Genomic DNA, 14,290 nt, shown 5'->3' with positions numbered 1-14,290 from the left:
CTGTCGTTAACACTGCAAGTGGGCTCAAGAGCCGCCATAGACTTCGTTGGGCAGCCAGGTTGCTAGCGGCTCAAACCAGAACACCAACGCTAACGCCAGTATTTGCAATGCAATGAAGGGCAATACGCCCAGGTAAATGTCCCGAGTAGTGATTTCCGGTGGGCACACACCTTTGATGTAGAACAGTGAAAAGCCGACCGGAGGGGTCAGGAACGAGGTTTGCAGGCAAATGGCAAACATGATCGCGAACCACACGGGCTCCACGCCCATCTTGAACAACACCGGCGCCACCAGCGGCAGCACGATCAAGGTGATCTCAACCCAGTCGAGAAAGAAGCCCAGCAGGAAGGTGATCAACAGCACCGTCAGCAACACACCAGTCGTGCCAAAGGGCAAACCGGTAATGGCGCCTTCGATGACCTCGTCACCTCCCAATCCGCGCAGCACCGACGCAAACACCGTGGCGCCAATGAAGATGCCAAAGATAAACGCTGACGTGCGACTGGTCTGATACAACGACTCTTTCAGTGTTTCCATGCTCAAGCGCTTGCTGACAAAAGCCATCAACAACGCGCCCCCGGCACCCACGGCAGAAGCTTCGGTGGTGGTGGCGATACCAAAGAAAATCGACCCCAACACCGCGATGATTAGCACCATCGGCGGCAACACCGCCTGGATCACACCGAGAATCGCTTTGGCATCGAGCGGCTCACGATTCTCCGGCGCCGGCGCCAGATCTTTCTTGATGAAGGAAGCTATCAGGATGTACAGGATGTACATGGCACCGAGCATTACCCCAGGGATCAGGGCGCCCATAAACAACTTGCCTACAGACGCATCAGACGTACCCAGCCGATCGGCCATCAGCACCAGCATGATGCTGGGCGGCACCAAAATGCCCAGAGTACCCACCGAACATGCGGTACCCACCGCCAGCGACTTGTTGTACTTGGCCTGCATCATCGGTCCCAGCGACAGCATGCCCAAGAGCACAACGGAGGCACCGACAATGCCGGTAGAGGCCGCCAGCAACACTCCGACGATGACGACGGTCACGGCATAGCCGCCGCGCAAAGGGCCCAAGACCCGCACCAGACTGTGCATCAGTTTCTCAGCAATGCCGGAGCGGTCCAGCATAATGCCCATAAAAATAAACATCGGCAGCGCGACCATTAACTCATTGGCGACAATGCCGTAGATTCTGGCGTCGAGTACACCGATGGTGCCTTGCCAGGTATACCAAATCGGGGAGTCGAAATACTCGACCATGACGTGGCCGACGATGCCGAACACCAGACCAATACCGGCCAGCGACCAGGCCACCGGAAAACCCAGCAACAGCAAAAACATGAAGCTGGCAAACATGGCGATAACTAGAATTGCTTCTACACCCATAGCGTCTGTCTCGTTCTCAAGGATTGGGATGGCCGGCGGAACGGCGATCATCGTGGGTGGGCGCTATGGCTCTCGGAAAACCAAACAGCAAGGTGGAGCACCGGGTGGCTCGTGAGAATAAAGCCACCATGACAAGCAGCAGGCCAAGAGGCAGCATGCTCTTGAAAATAAACCGGTACGGCAGGCCACTGGGCGCCTGCGAACGTTCTTGATAGATCCAGGCTTTCCAAGCGTATGGCACCAGTGCATCGATCATCAGATAGATAATCGGCAGCGCCAGAAAAAAGATTCCCAGCAGCTCTATCCAGGCTTGGGCCTTCAGCGGAAACTTTTCTTTCAACACATCAACCCGGACATGGTCATCCAGAACCACTGCGTAACCCAGCGTGAGCATGGTGGCGATCCCGAACAGGTGCCAGGACAGCTCTTCCAGAGCGATCGACCCTTGTTGCAGTACATAGCGCGAGAACACATTTGTCAGTACCACCAAAAGCACGCCTATCCATAGCCAGGAACTCAGTCGGCCGACAGCGACCACGAGGCAATCCAGTCGCGTTGAAAGTGCATTGGAGGGCAATCCCTCTTTATCGTAGGGCAGGGTTGGATCGCCCACCGGTGTATTGGAGTCCGTCACGTTTACCTCGATTCTTTCGGATGCAGGAGAGAACAACAGGCAGCGCTGATTCGCTGCCTGTCATGATCATCATCCAGTGATCAGTCGTACTGGTAGAAATCCCGGGGCAGGTAGCCCTTGGAGTGCCAGATGGAGTGGTGTTCCATGAAGTCGCGCTGGCTGGTCAGAACCCGCTTAAACATCGGATCTTTGGCCGCGATTTCGTCCAACACTTCGGCGGTGACCTTTTGTAACTCACGCAGAACTGGCTCTGGGAGGGTTTGGGCGTTTACACCTTCCTTTTCGTAATCACGCAAGGCCGTAGGCTGCGCCCACTCGCTCTGGGCAAAGCCCTTAAGCGTGGCGGCTTCGCAACCCATCTCGATCAACGCGCGAGACGCGGGCTCCAGGCCTTCCCAGGTATCTTTGTTCACCAGCAGGTGAGAGGTGGTCAGGGTCTGGTGCCAACCCGGCATGATGTAGTTCTTGATGATCTGATCAAGCCCCAACATCTTGTCGATCGCAGGCTGGGAGAACTCGGTCGCGTCAATGGTCTTACGTTCAAGCGCCTGATAGATTTCGCCGCCAGGAACCATGGTCACCGAAGCTCCCAGCTTTTCCAGAACTTTGCCGCCGATGCCGGCAAAACGAATTTTCAGGCCGTCGTAATCTTCCACGCCTTTGATAGGTTCCGCGAACCAACCTGCACCCTCGGGGCCTATGATGGAACATAGCATGGGGTGAATGTTGCGTTCGGCGTAGATTTCTTCCAGCAGTTCACGGCCGTCACCCTGGTAATACCAAGCCAGATAGGCGGGTGGCTCCATATTGAAGGGCGCACCGGAATAAAGCGGCAGGGAGGGAATGGTGCCTTGATCATATCCGACCCAGGTATAACCGGCCGGGTATTTGCCGCTACCAACGGCATCCATAATTTCAAACGGTGGAACCAGCTCCCCGGGCTCGTAGTAACGCAACTGAATGTCGCCATCGGAAATTGCTTTGAGATTTTCACTCAAATGCTTCACCGGAGTGGTCAGACCAATCAGATGCGAGGGGAAGGCCAGAGGTACTTGCCAGCGCACTTTCTCGGCTGCGAGTACATCACTGCTGGCGAGGCCGCCACTGATCACTGCCGCGGCAGTGATGCCATACGTAAGACGAGAGAGCTTTTGCTTGATCGACATGTATTGGATCCTTCTTGTTGTTGTCCGCCATCCGGTCATTCCGCCGGTAGGCTTTTTATAGAATCAGACAACGCTGGAAATCCAACTGGCGCGGTTATGTGGTCCAACAGTGTTGCGTCAGTTGTTATTCAAGCGTTGTTCTGACGTACTACACCCGCAATACAGCAACCCTTATGCCAAACAACATAAGTCACTGAATTTTAATGAAATTTACCAAATCACAATGCTAAACGTGCGATATGGACGTCCGGAAATCCGGACAAAAAACGCAAAAGGTCTTAGTTGAATGTCTGGAAATCCGGACATGCGTCCTATTTTCCGGACAATCTCGCCAGTTTTTCATACAGAACCGAACGCGAAACCCCAAGCAGCTTCGCCGCTCGCGTACGATTACCGCGACACGCCGCCAACGCCTCTTCTATTGCCTGAGCTTCCGCCACCGCAACAACCCGAGCCAGCGGTCGTACAGGGCGGAACGGCGTTTTAGCGACCGACTCCGCATCGCCACCGGGTAATACTTTCAGAATAGCATCTGCATCCAAAAGCTCACCTTCTTCGCTCATGGTCAGAGCCCGCTCAAGCACGTTCCGCAATTGCCGAATATTCCCCGGCCAATGATAAGCGCCCAAAGCCGCAATACCGGCATCGGTGATTTCACCACGCAGGCCTTGGCTTTCACAGATTTCACCCAACAGTACCTCAGACAAAATCCCCAGATCCACCAAGCGCTCACGCAGTGGCGGTATCCAAATTTCCAGTACGTTCAACCGGTAATACAAATCGGAACGGAAGCTGCCTTCAGCCATCATCTCGTCAAGATTCCGACTGGTAGCTGCAATCACCCGAACATCCACAGAACTGAGTTTGTTCGAGCCCAGCGGCTCTATTTCGCCTTCCTGCAACACACGTAACAGCTTTGCTTGCAGTGGTAAGGGCATGTCACCGACTTCGTCCAAAAACAGCGTGCCGCCATTGGCCAGCTGAAACTTGCCGTCTCGTGTGCGCTTGTCCGCACCGGTATAGGCCCCTGGTGCAACGCCGAAAAATTCGGCTTCGAGCAGGTTTTCCGGCACCGCCGCTAAATTAACCCCGACAAACGGTTTTTCCGCTCGTTCCGAAGCGGAGTGAATCGCCTGTGCCAACACTTCTTTACCTGTGCCGGTTTCACCCAATAACAACACCGGCACATCTCGGCCGGATGCCAGTCGAGCCCTCCGTTTTACTTCCAATGCCTGGGGGCTAGCACCCACAAAATCGGTCAGACTGTAGCGAGTGCCGCGGGTCTTTTTGGCTAACGCTTTTCTGGCAGCGGCCAAATCCTGGTGCAAACGCCGAAACTTGGAAACCAGTGGCGTCAACGGCTGAACGTCGTCGTAAAGCACAAAGGCCACGGCACCAACGACCGCGCCTTTATTGTCATAAAAGGGCAGACGAGAAACCACCAACTGCTGTTCATTGTGCTCCATGATATCGAGCAGCATTGGTTTTCCGGTCGCAACCACTTCCGGCATTCGGGTATGCGGAATCACACGCCAGATTTCTTTGCCAACCACCGACGAGGGAGACGGTAATTGCAACAAATCGGCATAACATTGATTGATCCAGGTGATGCGACTCTCCACATCAATAACGATGGCTCCGGCACTGGCCTGCTCAAACATGGGTGCCATTGCGTCGATTAGCTCACGGGTCAAACCGGTTTTGTTTTTATCAGGAAAAATTTGCTTCATGAAAGGCTCGCCATCGTCACTACAGACGAATGTATGGTAGCAACGTCAAACTCAGAATAGCGGCAATCGCAATGATTGCCGCAAGAAATGTTACCGGCCGGGAACGGAACTGGTGCCAAAGGCCGGTCTCACCCCGCTCACAACGGGCATCGTATTCCTGGCGCTGCCGGGCCAAGCGTTGCGCTTGGTAGTCATCCAACAATGCTCTTGCCCGGGCCGCTTCGTCATCATCATGCACCCAAAAACCGCCCATGCTGATGCCCCATCGACTCGGTGGTGTTTCGTAGTATCGGACATCGTGCTCTTCAAACAGCGCGCGGATGTCATCGGCCTCATCATCCGGTACGTTGCGAAGATTCATCAAGTGGTGGGGCATAGGGTTTCCGGCTGGCTTCGTTAGCGTCGTTGGCTATATCCTAGCAGGAAAGCAAACCCGATCGAATTTATCAGGACTCTGCATGAGCCAGAACACCCTCCGTCTATTGCTGGACGTAGACAGCCGCTTCCAGCGGGACAGGGACCAATCCCCGGCATTTCTGCACCGCCGGGACCGTCGCTTTGCACTTGATTGTGAACAACAGGGAATCAGCCCGACTCCTGAGCGTTGGCTCGATCATATGCGGCGACTCAGCGGCCCCGGCAGCGAAGAGCAAGCTGGGCGCAAAGTGCAACAACAGTGGCAACGCATCAACAGCGGGTTCGCTACCGTTGGTGCGTTTTTCGGTGTGTTCGCGATGGCTGGCCTGCTTTTCTACGACGGCGGCCAACGTATCAACATCACCGTGTTTCTTGCCTTCGTTCTTTTACAACTATTGCTGGCTCTTGCGACCACTGCGCAATCGCTGATGGGTTGGCAGCCATGGTCCTGGCTTACCAAACGCCTTAATCTGCAAGCGCCGGAAAGTGCATTGGCTCCTCTACAACCGGCACTCATGGCTCGTGCCGGACACACGGGTGGTGTTGCCTTTGCCCTGACCGGCTTGTTCACTTTATTCATTTTACTGGTCATTCAGGATTTGGCATTTGGCTGGAGTACCACGCTCGATACCGCCGCCGCTAGCTATCACCGCTTAGTTCAAACCATCGCCACACCCTGGTCGTTGTTGTGGCCTTCTGCCGTGCCATCTCTGGAGCTTGTTGAAGCAACTCGTTTCTTCCGGGCCGCACCCGCCAGCCAAGGAGCAACCCCGGAGCAATGGGGCAGCTGGTGGCCGTTTGTGGTCATGCTCTGGGTCACCTGGGTAATGCTTCCAAGAATGCTACTGTTAGGACTGGGCCACTGGCTAACAGCCCGTAAAGCGCGCCAATTGCTGCGCGGCCACCCAGGCATGCAAGCGCTGCTGTACCGAATGGAAACCCCCACACTCGACACCGGCAACCAACATAATGATGCCGACGACCTGCCGGATATCCGCACTCGAACCACCGCCAGCGATTTGTGCGACACCCGTCACCTGATTTGCTGGGCTGGTGCCGGCGAGCCCGAATTGCCCCTGCAATTAACCATGCACGACAGCCAAATTCTGAAAGCGGGGGGCAGAGCTTCGTTAGCCGAAGACGATCACGTTTTAGCCACCTTGGCCAAGACTTTTGCGCAGGAAAACTCGCCAGCCGTCATCCTGGTTACCCGTTGCTGGGAGCCGCCCACCGGCGAGTTACATGATTTTCTGGAACAGGCTTGGGAGCAATGGCCTGCCGGCACTCGAGTCATGATTTTGCCGTTGGCCAACGATGCCAATCAGTGTCCGAAAAACCCTCTAATTCAGCCTTGGTTACGCTTTACCGAAAGGCTTCCCGAAGGTTTTGCCACGGTAGCTTTGCTGCCACCTCCGCCGGATACCCCCTATCAGATCACGGGAGCGTCCACCTTATGACCCAATCACCCGTATTTGCGGTTGTCGGCCATCCGAACAAAGGCAAATCCAGCGTCGTCGCGACCCTGTCTCAGAATGACGCCATCGCCATCGCACTCGAACCCGGTACCACCCGAGCCAGCCAGCGCTACCCGTTAACGGTGGATGGCCGACAGCTTTATACGCTGACCGACACCCCCGGCTTTCAGCGCCCAAGACGCGTACTGCAATGGCTGGAAGCTCACAGTTTGTCGGCATCAGACCACCCCGATACAGTTCGAGCCTTCGTACTTCAGCACAAAGGCGACGAACGCTACGTGGACGAATGCGAGTTGCTTACCCCCATCATCGAAGGTGCCGGCGTTATTTACGTGGTCGATGGCTCTGTGCCGTACAGCGCCGAGCACGAAGCGGAAATGACCATCCTGCGCTGGACCGGACGCCCGAGCTTGGCGTTGATCAACAGCATTGGTCCCGATGATTACAGCGATGTGTGGCAATCAGCGCTTGGCCAGTTCTTTCAAGTTGTACGCAAATTCGATGCAGTTCGCGCTCCGTTTGAGCAACATCTAGGCCTTTTGCGAACCTTTGGTCAGCTAGAGCCAGACTGGGAACAGCCTCTGGGGGAAGCCACGCAGCTACTGGCCGAGCAGCGAAGCCAGCGCCAGCGCCTGGCGGCCAGCATGATCGCCCGGGCTCTGGAAGAATTGATGAGCTATCAGGAGAAACGCACGCTTACGCTGGACCAAGTCGCCAGCACCAGCGAAGCGACACTCGCTGAAATTCTTCGAGACCGCTGGTACAAACGACAGCGCCGGCGCGAGCAATCCCTGCGCATCGACATCGAACACCTTTACCAGCACCAACGTATCACTCGTCAGGAAGCCGAGCTGGAATGGGCTAACCAGCACGACTTGTTTTCGGAAGATACGCGCCAACATTGGGCGGTCAGCAAAAAGTATCTGGCTACCGCCGGGTTCGGGGCCGGGGCCATGGGCGGCGCAGGTGTAGATGCGCTTACCTTTGGCTCCTCATTGGGCACGGGGGCTCTCGTGGGTGGCTTGATTGGCGCAGCGGGAAGTTATTTTTACGGCGATCGCTTGGTGCTGCCAGCGCTCAATATCGGCCCTCTGCAGAACGGACTGCAGTCCGCCACCTTTGGCCCGGTTCAGGACAGCCAGTTTGGCTATGTCATTCTCGGGCGAGCCGTCGACCACTGGTGGCACATCAGCCGCCGAAACCACGCAGGGCGCGACTTGCTGGCACTGGAGCCAGCCGATCAGCACTGGCTGGAACAGCTTGATAAAACCAGTCGGCGAGAGATCCAACGAGCGCTGGACCGGTGCCGAAAACAAAGAGCCTTGAGCCATTCGCAGCGGCAAAATCTCGCACAAGCGATTGGTCAGGCGATGGCCGCTTATGACAACTGGCGGTTGAACCGCGGTTGAGGGGCATGTTTATACTGTAAGGCTATTCCATCACACAATGAGGAATGTGAATGAAAATCGTACGAGTGCAAGACATTATTGGTACCGAACGCGAAGTAACGGGCCCGGGCTGGACCAGCCGCCGCATGCTTCTGAAAAAAGACGGCATGGGTTTCTCTTTCCACGAAACCATCATCCCGGCCGGTGCCGAATTGAACCTGTGGTACAAGCATCACCTGGAAGCGGTTTACTGCGTAGCCGGTAATGGCACCATTACGGACAAAGCCACCGGTGAAACCCATGAAATCACCGACGGGACTTTGTACGCACTCGACCAGCACGACCAACACACCCTGCGCGGTGGCACTGAAGACATGCGTTTGATCTGTTCTTTCAACCCGCCAGTGACCGGCCAGGAAGTTCACGACGAAGACGGTGCCTACTTGCCCGACACCAGCGAAGACTGATTCGCGCGTCGTGGCAAAAAAACTCGCCGCAACAAGCACATCGCCATCGCCAGCCAAGCTGCTGCCGGTGGCGGTGTTGCTTTGGTTAGCCGGTGTTTACTTACGAATTCCTGTGCTGGTGGCGCCGCCGCTTGCACCGTTCATCAGTGACGAGCTGGGCCTGACTCAAGCTCTCACCGGCGCACTGACCACTCTCCCTATTCTGATGCTCGCCATTGGCGCTATGCCCGGTTCACTCGCCATTTCCCGCATAGGCCCGCGTAACACTCTGGCGCTAGCCATGTTGATCATGGTGATTGGTTCAGCGGGCAGGGGGTTAGTGCCCGATACCCTGACACTGATGATCGCCAGCGCGATCATGGGGCTTGGTGTGGCCATGATGCAGCCGGCCTTACCGGCTCTGTTACCGCGGTGGCTTGAGCCGCATCATCTGGCCATCGGCTCCGCTATTTACATGAATGGCATGCTGATGGGCGAGTTCATCGGGGCCGGCATTACTCTGCCGGTGCTGATGCCTTTGCTGGAAAACAGTTGGCGTGCCACCCTGCTGGCCTGGTCGCTGCCGGCACTGTTAGTCGCTGCAGCGCTGTTTCTTCCCAAGCGGGATTTGGCTCGGCCGCTACGGAAAACCGCTTGGCTACCTGACTGGAAGAACCCACTGACCCTTCGCTTGGGCTTACTGCTGGGGCTATCCGGCTCATCCTTCTTTGGGCTCAACGCTTACATGGGCAACCTGCTGGAACAACAGGGGAACTTCGACATGCTCCCGGACGCGTTGTTCTGGTACAACTTTGCGCAAGTCTTCGCCTCTCTGGTTATGCTAAAAATGGCACGGCGGTGGGTAGGACTCCGCAGCTTGATCGTCATTATGGCCATTCTGAGCATTAGCGGGACTCTCGGTGCACTTCTACTAACCGGCTGGCCGTCGATCATCAGCGCCACCTTCATGAGCTTTTGTGCGGGAATATTGCTGATCCTTCTCGTGGCCTTGCCGCCACTTCTGGTGCCGTCCGAAGAAACCGGACGGCTGTCCGCTGGTACTTTTCTGGTCGGCTACACGCTGGCGTTTTCCGTGCCGATGCTGGGCGGGGTTCTGGCAGACTGGACCGGCGATATCCGTCATGCGGTCTGGGCCATTTTTGCCTACGGCGTATTGGTATTGCCCATCGCCTTCGGGTTAAAGCTGAACCGCACCTGATTCAATGATGCGGCCTAGGCCGAGGTCGCCCAGGCAGCTAACCTCGGCCAGTCCGCCACACCTTTTAGATGTAGTAATCCTTCAGCGGAGGGAATCCGTTGAACTCTACCGCACTGTAAGTAGTGGTATAGGCACCTGTAGACAACCAATACATCCGGTCGCCGTTCGCCAGATTTAAAGGCAACGGGTACTTGTGATGCTCGTACATAATATCGGCACTGTCACAGGTTGGCCCGGCAATCACGCAGTCTTCGCCCACCCCTTCCTTTTCTGTCCAGATCGGAAACTTGATCGCTTCATCCAATGTTTCGATCAAACCCGAAAACTTACCCACGTCGGTAAACACCCATCGGTGCAATGCGGTGCGTGATTTTCGCGAAATCAGCACCACCTCGCTCACCAACACACCGGCATTGGAAATCAGCGAACGGCCCGGCTCAATGATGATTTCCGGGAGATCGGCACCGAAGTCTTCCTCAAGGAAACGGGCAATTTCCTGGGCATAAACACTCAGCTCGTTGGTACGGCTGATGTAATTGGCCGGAAAACCACCGCCCATATTGATCATTTTCAGCTCAATGCCGTCTTCTTCTTTCAGACGCTCAAAGATGACTTTTACCTTACTCAACGCGGCATCCCAGGCACCGATTTCACGCTGCTGAGAGCCCACGTGGAACGACACACCGTAAGGCACCAAACCCAGGTCACGGGCCAGAATCAACAGATCCATCGCCATGTCGGTCTGGCAGCCAAACTTCCGAGACAAAGGCCAGTCTGCCGTGAGCGTACCTTCTGTCAGAATACGCACGTACACCTTCGAGCCAGGCGCAGCTTTCGCTATGTTACGCAGATCCGCCTCGGAATCCGTGGCAAACATGCGCACACCTTTTTCATAGAAGGTACGAACGTCTTTCACCTTCTTGATCGTGTTGCCATAGCTGATTCGATCGCCGGTGACACCCAACGCCATTACTTTTTCCAACTCATACACCGATGCGATATCGAAATTGGCACCTTTGTCTTTCAGCAGAGTCAGAATCTGCGGGGCCGGATTCGCTTTTACCGCGTAATACACCTTCGCGTAGGGAAAGCCTTCCACCAATTCGTCGTACTGACGGTCAATGGTGGCGGTATCAATCACAACAAAGGGCGTTTCCTTAGTTTCCGAGAAAGCCTTGATACGCTGAAAAGTGTCGGCGTTGTAGTAATCAGCAATATTCGCGTTGGCTGCGTCGATCATCAGTGGTGCATCCCTCCATAGGGAAAGCAGACATAAAAAAAGGCACTGCAGCACGGCTGCAGCACCCCCTTGATTGCGCGATCATCGGGCTTTTTCTGAAACACTACAAATGCGCAGATATACCCATAATAAACCCTGTTTTTTGGAGCGAGTAAAACCGCCAATGTCAGCGGGCCATGGTGGAATTTTCCAGGTGGTCGGGAAAACTTAACTTATCTCAAAGACAGCGCAAACGATATCGTTAATCATTCTCATTACACTAACTGGGTAAAGGAACCTGTCATGGCACTAACACTAAAACTGGCCACCGCGGCTGCCACCTTGCTGTTTACTTTTCCGGCGTTTGCAGGCGAGGACTACAACCATTTCAAAGGCGAACCCGCGGAAACTCTGACCCAGGCCGTTGTGAATTTGTCCGACTACAACAACAAGCTGGAACAGGTGCTTTCCAGGGATTTAACCCCGGAGTCGCTGCACGAAGTCCATCAGCTGACCTACACCCTGGAAAACGCCTTAGGCAAACTGGATGACGAGCTGGAAGATATTGCCGAGCGGCTCGAGAAGGTGCACAAGGCCTCAGAGCACGCGGACCCGGACACCGTAAAAAAAGAAGGCCAGATTTACCTGACCAAAACTCGCACAATTATTAAATAGCCGACTGCGTCACTTGGCCGGTCGTTTTTTGATGCCTTGCTGTGCTTGCGCAGTCAGCGGGTCTTCCGGCCAAGGGTGCTTGGGGTAACGCCCTCGAGTGTCCTTACGCACCTCGGGGTATGCATTACGCCAGAAGCTGGCCAAATCTGCGGTGACCGCCAACGGCCTCTGGGCCGGTGATAGCAGATGGATAACCACCGGTACGCGGCCCCCGGCAACTTTGGGGGTTTCCGTCCAGCCAAATAACGCCTGCAGCTTGGCCGCCAGCACGGGACCGTTGTCGGCGCTGTAATCGAGGGTGACGCTCTGGCCGGTGGGTATCGTCAGCGCACGGGGGGCAAGTTCTTCCAACCGCTGTTGTTGTGGGTAATCCAGCAGTGTATTCAGCGCCTGAACCAGATTCAGACCGGTCAAATCGGTCCAACGTTTCATGCCTGTTAAATAAGGCGCCAGCCAAATTTCCAAGGTGTCCAGCAACGCAGAACCGCTGACCTCTGGCCATTCGCCGGGATACTCTCCTGCCAGTAATCGCACTCGGGCGCACCATTGCCGGGCTGCTGGAGTCCAGGGCAGGCTATCCCAACCTTTACGACGCACCGCGTCTAACAGTCCTTGCTGAAACAATTCTGGCGCGACCTGAGCCAAAGCCTTCTCAGCCAACACTAAAGAACCCAGCATGCGAACTTTTCGCGCCACGACGGTGCCCCGTTTATCATCCCACAGGGCTTCTTCCCGATCCTCAATATGAGCCGCGAGGTCCTGCTCTAGGTCAGCAAGATCCACCGGTGTCGCCAAGTATATGGTCGCTTCCCGGGCTTTGCCGTCCAGATCGGCAGCGACCAACCACTCGTGGCGTGCCAAAGCGTCATCTTCCCGCAACACCGCACCTTTCCCGTTACTCAATTGGTAACGGGGCGTACAGCCCGGTCTGCGGCGGGCAATGCGGTCAGGGTAGGCCTGCGCCAACACCCGGCCGACGTCGGTTTCGGTCGGCAACCCGGAAGCTGTTTCCCCTCGGTGAAGTCGTTTCGCTGCTTGTTTGATCGCGTTCAACCGCGCCACATCTAGCCCGCGATGACCGCGTTCGCCGCGCAACACCCGGATGCGTTCGTGCAGATCCGCCCCGGAACCGGGGCTCAACAAATCCCGCTCTTCCAGCAGCGCGGCCAACTCAGCCGCCAGTTGCCCCAACCCCAAATCACGCCCTTTAAGCACCATGTGCGCCAAGCGCGGATGCATCCCCAGTTCCCGAGCGGCCTTGCCGTGGTCGGTTATGGCACCTTCGGCATCAAGCAAATCCAGCCACTGCAACAACGTGACCGCCTGCTGCCAGTGGGCGAGAGGCGGAGAGTCAATCCACGCCACCTGATCAGGCGTACGAGCGCCCCATTGAGCCAACTCCAATACCAAAGGCGCCAGATCAGCTTCTTGAATCTCTGGCGGGGTAAAATCCGCGAGCCCAAACTGTTCGGATTCACTCCACAGTCGGTAGCACACACCCGGTTCGATACGCCCCGCCCGGCCTTTCCGCTGTTCTGCAGAAGCTTTGGAGACTCGGCCGGTCACCAAGCGAGTCATGCCGCTGTTAGGATTAAAAACCGCCCGACGCTGCTGGCCGGCATCAATCACCACCCGCACACCTTCAATGGTCAAACTGGTTTCAGCAATGGCGGTGGCCAACACAATCTTTCGCGCCCTCTCGGGGGCAGGTGATATGGCGCGGTCCTGTTCCTCGGATTTCAAATTGCCGTAGAGCGGGGCGAGCAGAACATTGGCGGGTAACTGCCGCTGCAATTGCTGTTCGGCCCGCCGAATTTCACCAGCCCCCGGTAAAAACACCAGCACCGACCCGGTCTGATCCTGCAGAGCCTCCTGCACCACCGCCACCACCTGATCCACCACCCGGCCATTGCGTGGCAGCGGTCGGTACATCACGTCTACCGGAAACGCCCGGCCTTCACTGCTGATCACTGGCACATCACCCAGTACTTTGGCAATTGGCGCGGTATCCAGAGTCGCCGACATCACCAGTATCCTAAGATCCTCCCGCAACGCCTGCTGGGTTTCCCGCACCAACGCCAAGCCCAGGTCGGCCTGCAGGGACCGCTCATGAAATTCATCGAAGAGCACGGCAGCGTAGTCTTCCAGCATGGGGTCGTTCTGAATCAGGCGCGTCAGAATGCCTTCGGTGACCACTTCAATCTTGGTGTTCGCAGAAACCTTGGTATCCAACCGGGTCCGGTAGCCTACAATCTGCCCCGGGGCTTGCCCCAACCGTTTCGCCATAAACCGCGCCGCAGATCTGGCCGCTAGCCGCCTCGGTTCCAACATCAGAATTTTTCGGTCATCCCGCCATTCGGCTTCCAACAACGCCAATGGCACCCTGGTGGTTTTACCGGCTCCCGGGGGGGCTTGCAGCAAGGCTGTGGTGCTTTGGTTCAGCGTTTGGGTTAGCTCTGGGAGTATGGTTTCTATTGGGAGCATGGGCTGTTGTTGGGTTTAGCCTTTTGGTTTGGGGGTGGTGCG

General features: G+C 56.1%; 12 protein-coding genes. 5 read left to right on the top strand and 7 right to left on the bottom strand.

What is annotated here, in order from left to right; genetic code table 11:
* Positions 1 to 24: 24 nt before the first annotated feature.
* The 5 genes from K5L82_RS14690 to K5L82_RS14670 form a co-directional block, all read right to left on the bottom strand.
* Positions 25 to 1,395 (bottom strand): TRAP transporter large permease subunit, encoded by a 1,371-nt coding sequence (locus K5L82_RS14690; protein WP_133006894.1) that lies wholly within the window; start codon positions 1,393 to 1,395, stop codon positions 25 to 27.
* A gap of 16 nt (positions 1,396 to 1,411) precedes the next feature.
* Positions 1,412 to 2,029, bottom strand: coding sequence for a TRAP transporter small permease subunit (locus K5L82_RS14685; protein ID WP_223134653.1), 618 nt, complete (start codon positions 2,027 to 2,029; stop codon positions 1,412 to 1,414).
* An 80-nt stretch (positions 2,030 to 2,109) separates the two neighbouring features.
* A complete protein-coding gene (locus tag K5L82_RS14680; RefSeq protein ID WP_223134652.1) occupies positions 2,110 to 3,195 on the bottom strand; it encodes a TRAP transporter substrate-binding protein in 1,086 nt (361 codons plus the stop codon).
* A 311-nt stretch (positions 3,196 to 3,506) separates the two neighbouring features.
* The gene (locus K5L82_RS14675; RefSeq protein WP_223134651.1) at positions 3,507 to 4,925 is read right to left on the bottom strand and encodes a sigma-54 interaction domain-containing protein; all 1,419 of its coding nucleotides are present in this window, start codon (positions 4,923 to 4,925) and stop codon (positions 3,507 to 3,509) included.
* Positions 4,926 to 4,944: 19 nt separating this feature from the next.
* The gene (locus tag K5L82_RS14670) at positions 4,945 to 5,301 is read right to left on the bottom strand and encodes a DUF6164 family protein (protein ID WP_133006898.1); all 357 of its coding nucleotides are present in this window, start codon (positions 5,299 to 5,301) and stop codon (positions 4,945 to 4,947) included.
* Between the two features lie 82 nt (positions 5,302 to 5,383).
* Between K5L82_RS14670 and K5L82_RS14665 the strand changes: the two genes are divergently transcribed.
* Genes K5L82_RS14665 through K5L82_RS14650 form a run of 4 tightly spaced genes read left to right on the top strand, consistent with a single transcriptional unit; the run spans position 5,384 to position 9,870 of the window.
* On the top strand, positions 5,384 to 6,799 hold the full coding sequence (locus K5L82_RS14665; RefSeq protein WP_223134650.1) for a DUF2868 domain-containing protein: 1,416 nt from the start codon (positions 5,384 to 5,386) through the stop codon (positions 6,797 to 6,799).
* The gene (locus K5L82_RS14660; RefSeq protein WP_223134649.1) at positions 6,796 to 8,226 is read left to right on the top strand and encodes a GTPase/DUF3482 domain-containing protein; all 1,431 of its coding nucleotides are present in this window, start codon (positions 6,796 to 6,798) and stop codon (positions 8,224 to 8,226) included. Before K5L82_RS14665 ends, K5L82_RS14660 begins: the two co-directional genes overlap by 4 nt.
* Positions 8,227 to 8,276: 50 nt before the next feature.
* Positions 8,277 to 8,672, top strand: a complete 396-nt coding sequence (locus tag K5L82_RS14655) for an ectoine synthase (protein WP_133006901.1) — start codon at positions 8,277 to 8,279, stop codon at positions 8,670 to 8,672.
* Positions 8,673 to 8,682: 10 nt separating this feature from the next.
* On the top strand, positions 8,683 to 9,870 hold the full coding sequence (locus K5L82_RS14650) for a CynX/NimT family MFS transporter (RefSeq protein WP_223134648.1): 1,188 nt from the start codon (positions 8,683 to 8,685) through the stop codon (positions 9,868 to 9,870).
* A gap of 64 nt (positions 9,871 to 9,934) precedes the next feature.
* On the opposite strand, the gene K5L82_RS14645 is transcribed toward K5L82_RS14650, so the two are convergent.
* Entirely contained in the window at positions 9,935 to 11,110 is a 1,176-nt protein-coding gene (locus K5L82_RS14645) for a type III PLP-dependent enzyme (protein WP_223134647.1), read from the bottom strand.
* Positions 11,111 to 11,392: 282 nt separating this feature from the next.
* Here K5L82_RS14645 and K5L82_RS14640 point away from each other — a divergent pair, with 282 nt between their 5' ends.
* A complete protein-coding gene (locus K5L82_RS14640; RefSeq protein WP_223134646.1) occupies positions 11,393 to 11,764 on the top strand; it encodes a DUF6746 family protein in 372 nt (123 codons plus the stop codon).
* Positions 11,765 to 11,773: 9 nt separating this feature from the next.
* Here the strand turns inward: K5L82_RS14640 and hrpB are convergent, their stop codons facing one another.
* Positions 11,774 to 14,248 (bottom strand): ATP-dependent helicase HrpB, encoded by a 2,475-nt coding sequence (gene hrpB, locus K5L82_RS14635; protein ID WP_223134645.1) that lies wholly within the window; start codon positions 14,246 to 14,248, stop codon positions 11,774 to 11,776.
* Between the last annotated feature and the right edge of the window lie 42 nt (positions 14,249 to 14,290).

Source organism: Marinobacter sp. AL4B, from assembly GCF_019916045.1.
Lineage (GTDB): Bacteria > Pseudomonadota > Gammaproteobacteria > Pseudomonadales > Oleiphilaceae > Marinobacter.
This window is presented reverse-complemented; position numbering and strand designations above follow the sequence as displayed.